At 58.6% G+C, this 17,066-nt stretch carries 15 protein-coding genes; 6 read left to right on the top strand and 9 right to left on the bottom strand.

Features of this window, described 5'->3' with window-relative positions:
- Positions 1-2: 2 nt before the first annotated feature.
- The 3 genes from ACTWLJ_RS13295 (at position 3) to ACTWLJ_RS13285 (ending at position 5,568) form a co-directional block, all read left to right on the top strand.
- Positions 3-1,103, top strand: coding sequence for a DUF1513 domain-containing protein (locus tag ACTWLJ_RS13295; RefSeq protein WP_445181132.1), 1,101 nt, complete (start codon positions 3-5; stop codon positions 1,101-1,103).
- 267 nt (positions 1,104-1,370) lie between these two features.
- Positions 1,371-2,519 (top strand): efflux RND transporter periplasmic adaptor subunit, encoded by a 1,149-nt coding sequence (locus ACTWLJ_RS13290; protein WP_445181131.1) that lies wholly within the window; start codon positions 1,371-1,373, stop codon positions 2,517-2,519.
- Between the two features lie 13 nt (positions 2,520-2,532).
- Positions 2,533-5,568 (top strand): multidrug efflux RND transporter permease subunit, encoded by a 3,036-nt coding sequence (locus tag ACTWLJ_RS13285; RefSeq protein WP_445181130.1) that lies wholly within the window; start codon positions 2,533-2,535, stop codon positions 5,566-5,568.
- 173 nt (positions 5,569-5,741) lie between these two features.
- On the opposite strand, the gene ACTWLJ_RS13280 is transcribed toward ACTWLJ_RS13285, so the two are convergent.
- The 5 genes from ACTWLJ_RS13280 to ACTWLJ_RS13260 all read right to left on the bottom strand — a co-directional run bounded on the left by ACTWLJ_RS13280 (position 5,742) and on the right by ACTWLJ_RS13260 (position 9,457).
- Positions 5,742-5,969 (bottom strand): hypothetical protein, encoded by a 228-nt coding sequence (locus ACTWLJ_RS13280; protein WP_401218555.1) that lies wholly within the window; start codon positions 5,967-5,969, stop codon positions 5,742-5,744.
- A gap of 2 nt (positions 5,970-5,971) precedes the next feature.
- Positions 5,972-6,685, bottom strand: coding sequence for a lipopolysaccharide kinase InaA family protein (locus ACTWLJ_RS13275; RefSeq protein WP_445181129.1), 714 nt, complete (start codon positions 6,683-6,685; stop codon positions 5,972-5,974).
- Between the two features lie 4 nt (positions 6,686-6,689).
- Positions 6,690-7,358, bottom strand: coding sequence for a class I SAM-dependent methyltransferase (locus ACTWLJ_RS13270; protein ID WP_401218560.1), 669 nt, complete (start codon positions 7,356-7,358; stop codon positions 6,690-6,692).
- A 151-nt stretch (positions 7,359-7,509) separates the two neighbouring features.
- Positions 7,510-8,784 (bottom strand): sensor histidine kinase, encoded by a 1,275-nt coding sequence (locus tag ACTWLJ_RS13265; RefSeq protein ID WP_445181128.1) that lies wholly within the window; start codon positions 8,782-8,784, stop codon positions 7,510-7,512.
- Positions 8,774-9,457, bottom strand: a complete 684-nt coding sequence (locus ACTWLJ_RS13260) for a response regulator transcription factor (RefSeq protein ID WP_401218566.1) — start codon at positions 9,455-9,457, stop codon at positions 8,774-8,776. Before ACTWLJ_RS13260 ends, ACTWLJ_RS13265 begins: the two co-directional genes overlap by 11 nt.
- Positions 9,458-9,657: 200 nt before the next feature.
- Between ACTWLJ_RS13260 and ACTWLJ_RS13255 the strand changes: the two genes are divergently transcribed.
- Both ACTWLJ_RS13255 and ACTWLJ_RS13250 read left to right on the top strand, forming a co-directional pair.
- Complete coding sequence (locus tag ACTWLJ_RS13255) at positions 9,658-11,607, top strand: LTA synthase family protein (protein ID WP_445181127.1); 1,950 nt, start codon at positions 9,658-9,660, stop codon at positions 11,605-11,607.
- A 52-nt stretch (positions 11,608-11,659) separates the two neighbouring features.
- Entirely contained in the window at positions 11,660-12,403 is a 744-nt protein-coding gene (locus ACTWLJ_RS13250; protein ID WP_445181126.1) for a phosphatase PAP2 family protein, read from the top strand.
- 171 nt (positions 12,404-12,574) lie between these two features.
- Here the strand turns inward: ACTWLJ_RS13250 and groL are convergent, their stop codons facing one another.
- The 4 genes from groL to ACTWLJ_RS13230 all read right to left on the bottom strand — a co-directional run bounded on the left by groL (position 12,575) and on the right by ACTWLJ_RS13230 (position 16,085).
- Positions 12,575-14,221, bottom strand: a complete 1,647-nt coding sequence (groL, locus tag ACTWLJ_RS13245; RefSeq protein ID WP_445181125.1) for a chaperonin GroEL — start codon at positions 14,219-14,221, stop codon at positions 12,575-12,577.
- Positions 14,222-14,270: 49 nt separating this feature from the next.
- The gene (locus tag ACTWLJ_RS13240) at positions 14,271-14,564 is read right to left on the bottom strand and encodes a co-chaperone GroES (protein ID WP_003193940.1); all 294 of its coding nucleotides are present in this window, start codon (positions 14,562-14,564) and stop codon (positions 14,271-14,273) included.
- 247 nt (positions 14,565-14,811) lie between these two features.
- A complete protein-coding gene (locus ACTWLJ_RS13235; protein ID WP_401218577.1) occupies positions 14,812-15,288 on the bottom strand; it encodes an FxsA family protein in 477 nt (158 codons plus the stop codon).
- A gap of 65 nt (positions 15,289-15,353) precedes the next feature.
- A complete protein-coding gene (locus tag ACTWLJ_RS13230) occupies positions 15,354-16,085 on the bottom strand; it encodes a HugZ family pyridoxamine 5'-phosphate oxidase (RefSeq protein WP_445181124.1) in 732 nt (243 codons plus the stop codon).
- A 165-nt stretch (positions 16,086-16,250) separates the two neighbouring features.
- On the opposite strand from ACTWLJ_RS13230, the gene ACTWLJ_RS13225 reads away from it, so the two are divergent.
- Complete coding sequence (locus tag ACTWLJ_RS13225) at positions 16,251-17,009, top strand: SDR family oxidoreductase (protein WP_445181123.1); 759 nt, start codon at positions 16,251-16,253, stop codon at positions 17,007-17,009.
- The last annotated feature ends 57 nt before the right edge of the window (positions 17,010-17,066 follow it).

Below are 17,066 nucleotides of genomic sequence, written 5' to 3'. Positions count from 1 at the left end.
CCATGCTGCGACGCCAGGCTCTGACATTAGGTAGTTTGCTGCTGGGAGCAGTGACGCTGGGCGGCTGGACGCTGTTCAAACGCAAGGATCAGAGCCCGTTGCTGCTGTCGGCGCGCGACGACACTGACGGCAAGCACTACGCCGTCGGTTATCGGCTGGACGGCACTCGGGTGTTCGCCACCGAAGTCGGTCAGCGTTGCCACGACATCATCAATCACCCGACGCTGTCGATCGCGTTGTTCGTGGCCCGGCGTCCGGGCACCGAGAGTTACCTGATCGACCTGCGTGACGGTGCGTTGCTGCAAACCGTGACCTCGCAGCCGAACCGGCATTTCTACGGGCACGCGGTGATTCACAAGGACGGCGAGTACCTGTACGCCACCGAAAACGACACCAGCGATGCCGGTCGTGGTTTGCTCGGGGTGTACAAATTCGAAGGCGAGCGGCTGGTGCACAGCGGCGAGATTTCCACCCACGGTCTCGGCCCGCATCAAGTGTCGTGGATGCCTGATGGCGAAACGCTGGTGGTGGCCAATGGCGGGATTCGTACCGAGGCGGAAAGTCGCGTCGACATGAACCTCAACGCCATGGAACCGAGTCTGGTGCTGATGCAGCGCGACGGTACTTTGCTGAGCAAGGAAACCCTCGCCCAGCAGATGAACAGCGTGCGCCATCTGGGGATTGCCAGCGACGGCACCATCGTTGCCGGTCAGCAATTCATGGGCCCGTCCCATGAGTCGTCGGAGCTGTTGGCAATCAAGCGTCCGGGGCAGCCCTTCGTGGCGTTCCCGGTGCCTGAGCATCAGTTGCAGGCGATGGGGCATTACACCGCCAGCGTCGCGGTGCACAGCGATCTGCGTCTGGTGGCGCTGACGGCTCCGCGTGGTAATCGCTTTTTCATCTGGGATCTGGACAGCGGCGAAGTGCGCCTCGACGCGCCGTTGCCTGACTGTGCTGGCGTTGGTGCAGTGAAGGACGGTTTCGTCGTGACCTCGGGTCAGGGCCGTTGCCGTTACTACGATTGCCGTCAGGACGAACTGCTGGCCAAACCGCTGGAACTGCCGGCGGGGCTTTGGGACAACCATCTGCACTTGATGGCCTGAACACCAACAGCATCGATGCATCGCACTCTGTGGCGAGGGGATTTATCCCCGTTGGGTGGCGAAGCCGCCCCAAAACCGGCACACGCGGTTTATCTATTGAACCGTGTGTGCGGTTTTTACGACTGCTGCGCAGCCGAACGGGGATAAATCCCCTCGCCACAGTTTTATGTTCCCCCCTCAACCGTAAAAACTGCCAGTTGGAATCCACCCCTGACTCGGAGTAATGTGCCCGCCTGTCTCACCTGATTTATCCAAGGAACTGGAAATATGCTGCGTCGCCGCATGCTGATCATGTTGGGTGTTGTGTTGCTGATCGTCCTAGTGCTGGCCGGGTATAAAGCGTTCTCGATCTACACCATGATTCAGGGATTCTCCAAGCCGAAACCGCCGATCAGTGTCGCCGTGGCCACCGCCACCGAGCGTCCGTGGCAGATGCGCTTGCCTACCGTCGGCTCGCTCAAGGCGCTGCAAGGGGTCAATCTCAGTCTGGAGGTTGCCGGTACCGTCACCGAACTGAAGTTCGAATCGGGGCAGAAGGTCAAGGCCGGGCAACCATTGCTGCAACTCGACAGCGCCGTCGAAAGCGCGCTGCTGGAAACCGCCAAGGCTGACCTCGGCCTTGCGCAACTGGACTTCGGGCGCGGCAGCCAACTGGTCGACAGCCGTGCCATCTCCAAGGGCGAATACGACCGGCTATCTGCAGTGCTGCAAAAGAACAAGGCCACGGTCAATCAGCTCAACGCCTCGCTGGCAAAAAAACGCATCGTCGCGCCGTTCAGCGGCACCATCGGCATTCGTCAGGTGGACATCGGCGACTACCTCGCCAGCGGCACCATGATCGCTACCCTGCAAGACTTGAGCAGCCTCTACGCCGATTTCTACGTGCCTGAGCAATCGGTGCCGAAACTCGCGCTCGGGCAACCGGTGCAGATCAGTGTCGCGGCCTACCCGGGGCAGAACTTCCCCGGAGCGATCAGCGCGATCAACCCGTTGGTCGAAGCCAGCACTCGTAACATTCTGGTTCGCGCCACCCTGGCCAACCCCAACGGCAAGTTGCTGCCGGGGATGTTTGCCAGCCTCGAAGTGCTGTTGCCTGATCCACAGAAGCACATCGTCGTGCCGGAAAGCGCGATCACCTACACCCTTTACGGCAATTCGTTGTACGTGGTCGGGCAGAAGAAAGCCGAGGACGGCAGCGTCGAAAAGGACGACAAGGGCCAACCGGTGCTGATCGCCGAACGCCGCTTCATCGAGACCGGTCAGCGCCGCGACGGTCTGGTGATGATCAACAAGGGCGTGCAGAGCGGCGAACAAGTGGTGACGGCTGGCCAGATCAAACTGGACAACGGCGCGCACATCGCCATCAGCGACGACAAGACCCTCGGCGAGCAGAACAGTCCGCCTCGCGCCGACTGATCAAGGAATTCCCATGGCTTTTACCGACCCGTTCATCCGCCGCCCGGTGCTCGCCACCGTGGTCAGCCTGCTGATTGTGCTGCTGGGGTTCCAGGCCTGGAGCAAGCTGCCGCTGCGCCAGTACCCGCAAATGGAAAACGCCCTGATCACGGTGACAACCGCCTACCCCGGGGCCAACGCCGAAACCATTCAGGGCTACATCACCCAACCGATGCAACAGAGTCTGGCAAGCGCCGAGGGCATCGACTACATGACCTCGGTCAGTCGCCAGAACTTCTCGGTGATCTCGATCTACGCACGCATCGGCTCCAACAGCGACCGCTTGTTCACCGAGTTGCTGGCCAAGGCCAACGAAGTCAAAAACAAACTGCCGCAGGACGCCGAAGATCCGGTGCTGAGCAAAGAGGCAGCGGACGCTTCGGCGCTGATGTACATCAGCTTCTTCAGCAAGGACTTGAGCAACCCGCAGATCACCGACTACCTGTCACGGGTGATCCAGCCAAAACTGGCGACGCTGCCGGGCATGGCCGAAGCGGAGATTCTCGGCAATCAGGTGTTCGCCATGCGCCTGTGGATCGACCCGGTGAAGCTCGCCGGTTTCGGCCTCAGCGCCAGTGACGTGACCAACGCGGTGCGCCAGTACAACTTCCTCTCCGCTGCCGGCGAAGTGAAAGGCGAGTACGTGGTCACCAGCATCAACGCCAACACCGAGCTGAAATCCGCCGAAGCCTTCGGCGCGATTCCGCTCAAGGTCAGTGGCGACAGCCGCGTGCTGCTCAGTGATGTGGCGCGGGTGGAAATGGGTGCGGAAAACTACGACACCATCAGCTCCTTCGGCGGCACGCCATCGGTGTACATCGGCATCAAGGCCACCCCGGGTGCGAACCCGCTGGACGTGATCAAGGAAGTGCGCAAGATCATGCCGGAGCTGGAAGCCCAGCTACCGCCGAACCTCAAAAGCGAAATCGCCTACGACGCCACGCTGTTCATTCAGGCCTCCATCGACGAAGTGGTGAAAACCCTGTTCGAAGCGGTGCTGATCGTAATCGTGGTGGTGTTCCTGTTTCTCGGGGCGCTGCGTTCGGTAGTGATCCCGGTGGTGACCATTCCGCTGTCGATGATCGGCGTGATGTTTTTCATGCAAATGATGGGTTACTCGATCAACCTCCTGACCCTGTTGGCGATGGTGCTGGCCATCGGTCTGGTGGTGGACGATGCGATTGTCGTGGTGGAAAACATTCACCGGCACATCGAAGAGGGCAAAACGCCGTTTGATGCAGCCCTGGAAGGTGCGCGGGAAATCGCCATGCCGGTGGTGTCGATGACCATCACTCTGGCGGCGGTGTATGCGCCGATTGGTTTTCTCACCGGGCTCACGGGGGCGCTGTTCAAGGAGTTCGCGTTGACCCTGGCCGGCGCTGTGGTGATTTCCGGGGTCGTCGCCCTGACCCTGTCGCCGATGATGTGCGCCCTGCTGTTGCGCCACGAAGCCAACCCCAGCGGCCTCGCCCATCGTCTCGACCGGATCTTCGATGGCCTCAAGCGCCGCTATCAGAGCACGCTGCACGGCACGCTCAACACCCGGCCGGTGGTGCTGGTGTTTGCGGTGATCGTGTTGTGCCTGATTCCGGTGCTGCTCAAGTTCACCAAATCGGAACTGGCGCCGGACGAAGACCAGGGCATCATTTTCATGATGGCCAACTCGCCGCAGCCGACCAACCTCGATTACCTGAACACCTACACCGACGAGTTCATCAAAATCTTCAAGGAATTCCCGGAGTACTACTCTTCGTTCCAGATCAACGGCTACAACGGTGTGCAGACCGGCATCGGCGGCTTCCTGCTCAAGCCGTGGAACGAGCGCAGCCGCACGCAGATGCAGATCCTCCCCGAGGTTCAAGGCAAGCTGGGGAAGATCGCCGGTTTGCAGATTTTCGGCTTCAACCTGCCCTCCCTGCCGGGTACCGGGGAAGGCTTGCCATTCGTGTTTGTGATCAACACCGCCAGCGACTACACGCTGCTGCTGCAAGTCGCCGAGCGCATCAAAAAGCGTGCGGCCGAGTCGGGCAAATTTGCCTTCGTCGACCTTGACCTGGCCTTCGACAAACCTGAGGTCGTGGTCGATATCGACCGCGCCAAGGCAGCACAAATGGGCGTGTCGATGCAGGATCTGGGCGGCACCCTGGCCACGCTGCTCGGCGAGGCGGAAATCAATCGTTTCACCATCGAAGGGCGCAGCTACAAGGTCATCGCTCAGGTCGAGCGCGCTTATCGCGACAATCCGGACTGGCTGAACAACTATTACGTGAAAAACACCAAGGGCGAGCTGTTGCCGCTGTCGACCCTGATCACTGTCACCGACCGGGCGCGGCCGCGACAACTCAATCAGTTCCAGCAACTGAATGCGGCGAAGTTGTCCGGGTTCCCGTTGGTGAGCATGGGCGAGGCGATCGATACCGTCCGACAGATCGCCAGCGAAGAAGCGCCAGCCGGGTTTTCCTTCGACTACGGCGGTGCGTCGCGGCAGTTTGTGCAGGAAGGCAACGCGCTGTGGGTGACGTTCGCTCTGGCGCTGGCGATTATCTTCCTGGTGCTGGCGGCGCAGTTCGAGAGCTTCCGCGATCCGCTGGTAATTCTGGTGACGGTACCGCTGTCGATCTGCGGAGCGCTGATTCCGCTGTTCCTCGGCTGGTCGAGCATGAACATCTACACCCAGGTCGGGCTGGTGACGCTGATCGGCCTGATCAGCAAGCACGGCATCCTGATCGTCGAGTTCGCCAATCAGTTGCGCAAAGACAAGGGTCTGACACCGCGAGAGGCGGTGGAGGAAGCGGCAGCGATACGTCTGCGCCCGGTGTTGATGACTACTGCGGCGATGGTGTTCGGCATGGTGCCGTTGATCATGGCGACTGGTGCGGGGGCTGTCAGCCGCTTTGATATCGGGCTGGTGATTGCCACGGGGATGTCGATCGGGACGTTATTTACATTGTTCGTGCTGCCGTGCGTTTACACACTGCTGGCGAAACCGGATACCAAAGAACACCCATGACCCCTGTGGGAGCGAGCCTGCTCGCGAAAGCGTTCTACCTGACAAAGATGCGTTGACTGTCATGCCGCTTTCGCGAGCAGGCTCGCTCCCACATTAGCCCGTGCAGGATTCAAAATGCGGGCATAAAAAAAGGCCTCGCATTTGCGGAGCCTTTTATTTGGGCTTCAATCGATTCAACTTTGCGGCCTCATCCCTTGGGACAATCCGAACATGAACAGCAACAAATCATGGTCGGGTTTTGTAGCCACGGAGGCTTTCGCCACCCGTGGCACAGCACAATGGGCATCACCGCTGGATGCGCCAATGACCTGCATGCGTGGCTGCTCCCAGGCAGCCATCGCCAACGAAGCAACTGCCAAGGCTCCTACCAGAAACACACCTCGTGCAATTTCGAGTTTCATCGCTATAAACCTTTGATAGCGCTGCCAAACGCCGTCTCATAAAAATAGACGAGTTTTTTCCAGTCCGTGTCGTTGAACGACGAATGGCGACGTAGTTGTTTCATGTCATGGGACGCGGCGCGATAAGCGGTCAGACGCTGGCGGCACTTTTCCAGATCGATCAATGCCACTTCGGCCTTGGCCGATTCACCCTCGCCCGTGACTCGCACGAACACGTGTTTGATGTAAATGCAGCTGTGCTGCCAGCGGCCTTTGTGCATGCGGGCCATATTCTCGGCCATGTCCTTGAGCACTCGCTCATAGACCGCTTCGCCATGCAGCTCGCGTCCGCCAGCCGCTAACCAGTGTTCGAATTCCTGAAAACCGTCCAGCGACTTTGTTACCAACAGTGCACGCCACTTGTGCTGCGGATCAGGCAAGGCACCGCAGAAAACGATTTCCGGCACCCGCACACCGAGCCGGGATACGCCGTTCAGTGCATCCAGTTCGCGCAATACCGTCGGTCGTCCGAACGGGTGCAGCCAACTGCGGTAAATATGTCCAGTCTGGCGTTTCGCATAGAGCAGCTGACCATCGCGTGCCACGACACGTTGCACACCACTTTCCCCACCCCGGCGGACGTTGGGTTCTTCTACCCATTCGCCCCGCTGGTTCCAGTAGTAATCAAAGCGGTCCTGAGGAGCGACTTCCGTTTCTGCTGCAATCTGCACTGCCATCCTGTTACCTCTTGCGTAATACGTAAACTCGCCACATGGCGTAGAGCGGAATAAAGTCCAACTGTTCCTGGATGCGGAAACCCGCCTCCTCAAATTCTTTCTCAACCGTAGCGGCTGGTAACACAAAGCGATTCTGATACTCGCGCTTGTCACGGTTTTTCTCTGCGCGCTGGCGTTTCCAGGCTTTGAAATTGCCATCGACCCAGAGTGAAACGATCAGACTGTCACGGGTGACCCGTTCGAATTCGCGCAGAATCGTCCGTCGATGCTCGGCTTCACCGATGTGATGGAGCAGGCGCATACAAAAAATGCTGTCGACAGAGTTATCCGGCAAGGCAATGTCGAACGCAGAAGTGTGCAAGGGTTGTACCCGTTTCACTACTTCAGCGGGTTGCGATTGCATTGCGGTCTTGATCATCGACTCGGAATTGTCCGCGCCGATGATCACCCGATTATGCTTCTCTGCCAGCAATGGCCAGAAACGCCCGGCACCACAAGGCAGGTCCAGCACCAACCCAGGTTCACCGGCCAGCGTCAGCGCCTTGCGGGCCAACTGCTCGTCACGCCAATGGGACAATCGACGCCCGAGACCGTTCTGATGCTTGTGCAGATATTTCTGCGCATGTACGTCGTCGTATTTCTCGGAAAAATCGAGTTTGATCGGGCCAGCCATCATCGGGACTCCTGAGTTACTGATGGCCCCACCTTATGGAGCGACGTGTCAGCGTCAGGTCATCCCTTTGTGAAAAAAACGTCAGGTAAACCAGCAAACTATTACAGGGTTTTACACATTTCGTGCAATAGCCGGGGGGCATTAGTTTGACTCAGCTCACACTCAGGTCCACTTCAAAGCGGCAGCCGTTGGGCTCCATGGTGCTCAAGGTGACCGTCCAGCCCTGGTTCTCACAGATGCGTTGCACCAGCGATAACCCCAGGCCAAGTCCTTCACCACGTTTTTCGCTGCCACGGACGAACGGTTGGAACATCGCCTCACGTTTCTCTTCGGGAATACCCACACCCGAGTCCTCGACGACAAAACCATTAGGGTTCAGCGTCAAGCGAATGAACCCCGTCTCGGTGTAGTGGCAAGCGTTACGCAGCAGATTGCCCATCACCGCGCTTAAAAGCGTCGCATTAAAACGCGTATCCGGTGGCTGACCTGGCTCGAAGGTCAAACTCAGGCCCTTGGATTCGATTGGTTCGCGCCATACAACCAACAGGTTTTCGGCCACATGGGCCAGATGTTGCTGAGGCGCCGACCCGGCGTCTTCACGCTGGGCGCGGGCGAGCATCAGGAAGGTCTGCACCAATTCGCGCATCTCTTCACTGGCCCGGGCAATACGCTCGACCTGAGCCCTACCGCGCGGATCAAGGCCGGGGTTTTCCAGCAGCAACTCGCAGGAACTGGCCAGCACCATCAAGGGTGTGCGCAGTTCGTGGCTGACGTCACTGGTGAACAGGCGTTCACGGGTCAGCGCCTGACGCAGGCGACCGAGCGTTGCATCGAATGCCACCGCCAGCTCGCCGACTTCGTCAGCGGCGTAATCCGGTGCCAGTGGTGGCGCCAGTCCGAGCAACTGATCGCGGTGACGCACTTGTCGCGCCAACCGCACCACCGGCGCCATTACCTTGCGCGCCAGCACCCAGCCAAGAAACACCGCCAGCGCCAGACTGAGCACAAAGCCCACCAGCACCACGGCAAACAGCACGCGCTCACGTTCTTCGAAATCGCTTTGATCCTGCAGCAGTACATAACGGCGGCCGTCGACGATTTCGACCATCGCGTGATACGACAGTTGCTCGCGGAACACTTCGTGAAAACCTGCATCGAGATGACGCAAATCCTTGGGCAACTCAAAATCGCCCGGCCCGCCACTGAAATAAAACAGCTGATCCGGTTCCGGGCGATGGCTCCAGTCCGACACATTGTCCATCAGCAGCAAGCGCTGCAAGTCACCGCCAAGCCCCGCCGAGATCAGTTTTTCCTCCACCAGATGCACCGTCGCAACGATGCCCATGGCGAAGGCCCCGGCCACCAACGCGCTCATCAGCGCGAAGGCGATGATGATCCGCTGGGAAAGGCTTTGCTTAAACTCCATCACGACCCTCGGCCAAGCGGTAACCCACACCGTGCACGGTGTGCAGTAACGGCTTGGCGAACGGCTTGTCGATCACTTGGCGCAACTGGTGAACGTGGCTGCGCAGGCTGTCGCTGTCCGGGCAGTCATCGCCCCACAGCGCTTCTTCAAGAATTTCCCGACGCAGGACGTGCGGGCTCTTTTGCATCAACACCGCCAGCAGCTTGAGGCCAACCGGGTTGAGTTTGAGGTACTTGCCTTCGCGGGTCACTTCAAGGGTGTCGAGGTCATAGTTCAGATCACCGACCTGCAACGAACGTCGGCCTCCGCCTTGGGTGCGACGCATCACTGCTTCGACCCGTGCAGCCAATTCGGACAGGGCGAATGGCTTGACCAGATAATCGTCGGCACCGGACTTGAAGCCTTGCAGGCGGTCGTCCAGTTGATCGCGGGCGGTGAGCATGATCACCGGGGTATCGCGTCGGGCGTCTTCGCGCAGGCGTTTGCACAGGGTGTAGCCGTCGATCCCCGGCAGCATGATGTCGAGAACGATCAGGTCGTAATGCTCGGTGGCAGCCAGATGCAGGCCTGACAATCCGTCCTGGGCGCAATCGACGGTGTAGCCCTTGAGGCCCAGGTAATCGGCCAGATTGGCCAGGATATCGCGGTTGTCTTCGACCAATAGAATTCGCATTGGCATCTCCTCCGTACACAGTAACAGCCGTCGTGGCCCGCGCAGCTTACGACCAACGCCGACTCAGGGCTAGGGCTGAAAGCCACGTAGATCAACTCTCTCAACCAAATTAAATTTTTAACAAGTTTTTCACTATCGGTTCACAACCTGATTACAGTGAGCGCGCAACACTCCGAGCCTGATAATAAGGATGTACACAAATGGACTCTTTCAAGACGGCGCCCATGCGCTTTCTGCTGCTTGTTACCGGCGCCTGGCTGGTGGTGTTTTTCCTGACCCGAATCATTCTGCTGCTGACTCATCTGGATGAGGCCGGCGGTATTGCCGTTTCCGTATTCGGTATCGGCCTGCTGTATGACCTGGGGTTTCTTGCGTATGCGGCACTGCCGCTGGGTCTGTATCTGTTGCTGTGCCCGCCGGCCTTGTGGCGCCGTCGCGGTCATCGCTGGTTCCTGCAAGGTCTGCTGACTGTCAGCCTGTTTGTCATGCTGTTCGTTTCGGTGGCCGAATGGCTGTTCTGGGATGAGTTCGGCGTGCGCTTCAACTTCATCGCCGTCGACTATCTGGTGTATTCCGATGAAGTACTGAACAACGTGCTGGAGTCGTATCCGATCGGCATGCTGCTGAGCATTCTCGCGGTGCTGGCCGTGGTGCTGAGCCTGGTCCTGCGCAAACCCTTCAATGCCGCGATGAACGCGCCGATGCCACCATTGCGCGCACGCCTGCTCAACGCGCTGGGCCTGCTGGTCGTCGCCGGTCTGAGCCTGCAACTGCTCAGCCAGGACGCGCCGCGTGCTCAGGGTGGCAACGCCTATCAAAACGAGCTGGCGAGCAACGGGCCTTATCAGTTTTTCGCCGCGTTCCGTAACAATGAGCTGGACTACGGCCAGTTCTACGGCAGCCTGCCACCGGAAAAAGTCGCACAGCAGATTCGCGCCGAACTCGGTGAATCCAACGCCCGTTTCATCGGCAAGGACCCGCAGGACATTCGCCGAGTGATCGACAACCCGGGCGTAACGCGCAAACCGAACATCGTGCTGGTGACCATCGAAAGTCTGAGCGCCAAGTATCTGGGCAGCAATGGCGATGGGCGTAACCTGACGCCGAATCTCGACGTCTTGCGCAAACAGAGCCTGTACTTCAACAACTTCTACGCCACCGGCACTCGCACCGACCGTGGTCTGGAAGCGATCACCCTCGCCATCCCGCCAACGCCAGGACGCTCGATCGTCAAGCGCATTGGCCGTGAAAGCGGTTTTGCCAGCCTCGGCCAGCAGTTGAGCGCCGTGGGTTACGACAGCGTGTTCGTTTACGGCGGACGCGGTTACTTCGACAACATGAACGCGTTCTTCAGCGGCAACGGTTATCGCGTCGTCGACCAGAGTAGCGTCGAAGAATCAGAGATCCACTTCAAGAACGCCTGGGGCATGGCCGACGAGGATCTGTACAACCAGACCCTGAAACTGGCGGATGCCGATTACGCCAAACAGCAACCGTTTCTGTTGCAGTTGATGACCACCTCCAACCACCGTCCTTATACCTATCCGGACAACCGGATCGACATCAAGTCCGGCAACGGTCGTGACGGCGCGGTGAAATACACCGACTACGCCATCGGTCAGTTCCTTGAGCAAGCGCGGAAAAAACCGTGGTTCGACAACACGATCTTTATCTTTGTCGCCGACCACACTGCCGGTAGCGCGGGCAAGGAAGACTTGCCGATCAGCAACTATCAGATCCCGCTGTTCGTGTATGCGCCGAAGCTGATCGAGCCGCGTGAGGACGGCCAACTGGCCAGCCAGATCGACCTCGCTCCGACCCTGCTGGGCTTGCTGAATCTGGATTACACCTCGACATTCTTTGGTCGCAACCTGCTGCAAGAGAATCAATTGCCACCGCGCGTGGTGGTCGGCAACTACCAGCATCTGGGCTTGTTCGACGGCAAGGATCTGGCGATTCTCAGCCCGCGCAAAGGCTTGCGCCGGCATGACGATGCGCTCACCGAGAGCCGTGAATCCCGGGCCACCAGCGCTGATCCGCTGATCAGCCGCGCCATCACCTATTACCAATCGGCCAGTTATGGCTTCACGCAACAGCTGCTTGGCTGGAAGGCACCCAAGGAGGGCGCTCCGCAAGTCAGCGAACAATAACCGAACTGCCCCGGACTGATGCTCCGGGGCATTTTTTTGTTCAGGATCTGTCATGTCATCAAACGTTGTACGCCCTGCCCCACGGCCGCTGAACTTCTGGCTTTGCCTTGGAGTTCCTGCCGTTGCTGCGGTCATTCTGATATTGCTGGAATTGACCGATCTGGACATGGTGCTGGCCCGAATGTTTTATGACCCGGTCGCGGGCGACTTCATCGGGCGCCACAGTCACTTCCTTGAAGATATCCTCCACGACCGCGCCAAACAGGTGGTGATCGCCTTTTCGGTGTTTGCGGTAATCGGCTTCGTCGCGGCGTTTTTCATCGAGCGACTCAAACCGTTCAAGCGTGAATTGGGTTGTCTGGTGCTGTCACTGGGTCTGGCGACTTCGTTCGTGACGCCGATGAAGGCGGTGACTGCGGTGCAGTGTCCATGGAGCCTTGAACAGTTTGGTGGCCACGAAACCTACAGCAAACTGCTCAGCCATCGTCCGGAGACCAACAAGCCTGGCCGCTGCTGGCCGGGCGGTCATGCCGCCACCGGATTCACCTTGTTTGCCTTGTTCTTCGTACTGCGTGACCGCCGTCCGCGCCTGGCACGCAAGGCGTTCATCTTTGCCTTCGCGCTGGGTTCGGTGTTCTCCATCAGCCGGATGATGCAGGGCGCGCACTTCTTCTCGCACAACGTGTGGACGGCGATTTTCTGCTGGCTGATTTGTCTGGGGTCATATTACTACGTGATGTATCGACCAGCCTCCAGAGCTGAAGCTGTAATTAAAGCGCAACCGGTCAGCGCCTGATCTGACGTCATCGCGGGCAAGCCACGCTCCCACAGGGTGCGCATCACCTTTGGGGGAGCGTGGCTTGCCCGCATAGCTACACCTCGGTCTTGAACCAGGATGAAATCGAGGGCAATAAAAAACCCCGCCTGCTCATCGCAGGCGGGGTTTTTCGTATGGGGTAAGGCTGGCTTACATCATGCCGCCCATGCCACCCATGCCGCCCATGTCTGGCATGCCACCACCAGCGCCACCGTCTTTCTTCGGTGCATCGGCAATTGCAACGTCAGTAGTCAGAAGCAGACCGGCAATCGACGAAGCAGCTTGCAGAGCCGAACGAGTCACCTTGGTAGGGTCCAGGATGCCCATTTCGACCATGTCGCCGTATTCGCCAGTTGCAGCGTTGTAACCGAAGTTACCTTTGCCGTTCTTGACTTCGTTGACCACAACGCTTGGCTCGTCACCGCTGTTGGCAGCGATCTGACGCAGTGGTGCTTCAACAGCACGACGCAGAACAGCAATACCTACGTTCTGATCAGCGTTGTCGCCAGTCAAATCGGTAAGAGCTTCCAGAGCACGGATCAGCGCTACGCCACCGCCAGGTACCACGCCTTCTTCAACGGCTGCACGGGTTGCGTGCAGGGCGTCTTCAACGCGGGCTTTCTTCTCTTTCATTTCAACTTCGGAACCAGCGCCAACCTTGATCACTGCAACGCCGCCGGACAGTTTGGCCAGGCGCTCTTGCAGTTTTTCACGGTCGTAGTCGGACGAAGTTTCGGCAACCTGTGCACGGATCTGAGCGATACGCGCCTGGATGTCGGTTTCAACGCCAGCACCGTCAACGATGATGGTGTTTTCCTTGGAGATGGTCACGCGCTTGGCGCTGCCCAGGTTTTCCAGGGTGGCGCTTTCCAGGCTCAGGCCGATCTCTTCGGAGATAACGGTACCGCCGGTCAGAACAGCGATGTCCTGCAGCATGGCCTTGCGACGGTCGCCGAAGCCTGGAGCCTTGACGGCTGCAACCTTGACGATGCCGCGCATGTTGTTCACTACCAGAGTCGCCAGGGCTTCGCCTTCAACGTCTTCCGATACGATCAGCAGTGGACGGCCGGCTTTGGCAACGGCTTCCAGCACTGGCAGCATTTCGCGGATGTTCGAGATCTTTTTGTCGACCAGCAGGATCAGCGGGCTTTCCAGCTCGGCAACCATGGTTTCCGGCTTGTTGACGAAGTACGGGGACAGGTAGCCACGGTCGAACTGCATGCCTTCAACAACCGACAGCTCGTTTTCCAGGCCAGTGCCTTCTTCAACGGTGATCACGCCTTCTTTACCGACTTTTTCCATGGCTTCGGCAATGATGTCGCCGATGGAGTTGTCGGAGTTGGCGGAGATGGTGCCTACCTGAGCGATTGCCTTGAAGTCAGCGCATGGCTTGGACAGGTTTTTCAGCTCTTTGACAATGGCGATGGTCGCCTTGTCGATGCCGCGCTTCAGGTCCATCGGGTTCATGCCGGCAGCGACGGCTTTCAGGCCTTCGTTGACGATAGACTGAGCCAGAACGGTAGCGGTAGTAGTACCGTCACCAGCGTCATCGTTGGCACGGGAGGCAACGTCTTTGACCAGCTGCGCGCCCATGTTTTCGAAACGATCTTCGAGTTCGATTTCTTTGGCAACGGAAACGCCGTCCTTGGTGATGGTCGGAGCGCCGAAGCTCTTCTCGATGATCACGTTACGGCCTTTCGGGCCCAGGGTCGCTTTTACTGCGTCAGCCAGGACGTTTACGCCAATCAGCATTTTCTTGCGGGCGGAATCGCCGAATTTAACTTCTTTAGCAGCCATGATCGATATTCCTTAAATACTTTGTAGTAACGGGAAAATGAGCGGGGAATCAGTCTTCCAGTACGGCGAGAATCTCGTTCTCAGCCATTACCAGCAGATCTTCGCCGTCGACTTTCACAGTGTTGCTGCCGGAGTAAGGACCGAACACGACCTTGTCGCCGACTTTAACGGCCAACGCACGTACGTCACCGTTTTCCAGAGTCTTGCCCGGGCCTGCAGCGACGATCACACCGTGGTTGGCTTTTTCAGCAGCCGAACCTGGCAGGACGATACCGCCAGCGGTTTTCTTTTCTTCTTCGCTGCGACGGATTACGACGCGGTCATGCAGAGGACGAAGCTTCATTGTCGATCTCTCCTAATTGTGGTTTTCATCGGCCGGTGTATTCCCGGCGGGTTTAACGAATCCGGCCTGCGCCGGGTGCGACTCGTCGAGCGAATCGCGGAAGTCTGTCCGACTCAAATGCCGGAAACCTTTCGGTGACCGATACATAAGGGCGCATAAGCTTATTACAAGGGCGAGGGCAGAAAAATTTTCGTTCGAAGGCCCATAAACGAGCACGGCACCCGAAGGTGCCGTGTCGATGCAGATTTTACTTGGGGTCGCGGTGTTCGAACTCGCCTTCGATCACATCACCCTCGCGGCCCAAAGGCTGACGCGGTGCAGGACCGCCACGGGGTTGCAGGTCGTCGGCGAACGCGCGCTGACGCATGGCCTGTTCCTCGGCACGCTGGCGCATCTTGTTCGCCAGCAGACGACGGCTGAACGGCAGCAACATCACCAGACCGACCACGTCGCTGATGAAACCCGGCAGGATCAGCAGGCCACCGGCCAGTGCCAGCATCAAACCTTCCAGCATGGTTTGCGCGGGCAGTTCGCCGCGGTTCAAGCTTTCACGGGCACGCAGTGCGGTAGCCAGTCCGGCGACGCGCAGCACGAAAACGCCGAACATCGAGCCGAGAATGATCAGCAGCAGGGCCGGGAAAAACCCGATTGCCCCTGCCACTTTGACGAATACGAACAGCTCCAACACCGGAAACAGCAGAAAGAGCAACAAAAAAGGGCGCATCAAAGATTCCTCTACGCAAGAAATGCCTTGCAGTAAGCCCTAGATGACGTCGCCCTTTCGTGAATTCAAGCGTCGGCCACTGCATTTTTTGGCCAATGCTCGGCGTGAGCCAGTAAAACCAAGGCTTCGCGCACTTGTGTCGGCGTATTACATGGCGCTTGAAACGGCAGCCAGTACAGCGCCTGCCCAATGCGCAGGTGCATGCCTTCGGTGTCGATCCCGGCCATTTGTGCCGGCACGCTTTTCGGCAGACCGGCCAGATCCACGTAATGCGCGATGGCTTTGGCGTGGTCGCTGTTCATGTGTTCGACCATGCTGACTTCGGCCTTGCCGGCGAACGGGTTGGCCAGGGTCAGTTGATCGACCCAGTGAATCGCGCCGAAACCGCCGATGTAGCGGTGACGTACCGGGTTGAGCACCCAGAAATCGAAGTCGTGGGCCTTGTGGTAGTTCTGCGAATCGGGGAAGTAGCGGTAATAGCGCTCCGCAGCGGCTTCGATGGCTGCCGGATCTTCGATCTTTTGCGCCTCGGCCAGATAGGTCAGGCGACCAACGGCTTGCACATCATCCGCCTCGCGCTCACCGACCAGCAGCGAGCACTTGGGGTCTTTTTGCAGGTTATGGGTGTGCTGGGCAATGCGACTGATCAGGATCAGCGGCTGGCCATGCTCATCCAGGCAATAAGGAACCACGGAGCCAAACGGGAAACCGGGCATCGACTTGGAGTGGGTCGACAGCACCCCACGGTATTCCTTGAGAAGCAATTCTCGGGCATTCTTGGCCGCTTCAACGCTCAATTTATGACTCCTTAAATAGAATCCGTCGAAAAAACGGACAGGCGCCTGGGGATAAGTTCCCGGTCACGCCATCGGGGCAGTTCTCATGTGCAGCCAGGCCACGTCGGGCGCAGATCGAGAGGCCCTCTAAAGGAAACCACTCTGACCTGCTATCGGGGCATGCGAATGCAACTCAACGACAAAGTAATCATTATCACCGGCGGTTGCCAGGGTTTGGGCCGTTCCATGGCCGAGTATTTCGCCGGTAAAGGCGCGAAGCTGGCGCTGGTGGATCTGAATCAGGAAAAACTCGACGACGCCGTCGCCGCCTGCAAAGCCAAGGGTGTCGAGGCGCGAAGCTATCTGTGCAACGTCGCCAATGAAGAGCAGGTCGAGCACATGGTCGCTCAGGTGGCCGCTGATTTCGGCGCGATTCACGGCCTGATCAACAACGCCGGCATCCTGCGTGACGGCCTGTTGTTGAAGGTCAAGGACGGCGAAATGACCAAGATGAGCCTGGCTCAGTGGCAGGCCGTCATCGACGTAAACCTGACCGGCGTGTTCCTCTGCACCCGTGAAGTCGCGGCGAAAATGGTCGAGTTGAAAAACAGCGGCGCGATCATCAATATCTCGTCGATCTCGCGTACCGGCAACGTCGGCCAGACCAACTACTCCGCCGCCAAGGCCGGTGTCGCAGCGGCAACCGTGACCTGGGCCAAGGAACTGGCGCGTTACGGCATTCGTGTGGCGGGCATTGCGCCGGGCTTCATCGAAACCGAGATGACGTTGGGCATGAAACCGGAAGCGCTGGAGAAGATGACTGCTGGCATTCCGCTCAAGCGCATGGGCAAACCGGAAGAGATCGCCCATTCGGCGGCATACATCTTCGAGAACGACTACTACACCGGTCGGATTCTGGAGATGGATGGCGGGTTGCGGATCTAAATCCCACCGCAAAAACAACTGTGGGAGCTAGCCTGCTAGCGATTGCGGTGGTTCATC

Source organism: Pseudomonas sp. McL0111 (assembly GCF_052567255.1).
Note: the sequence above shows the minus strand (reverse complement) of the source record. Positions and strands in the feature narration are given on the sequence as shown.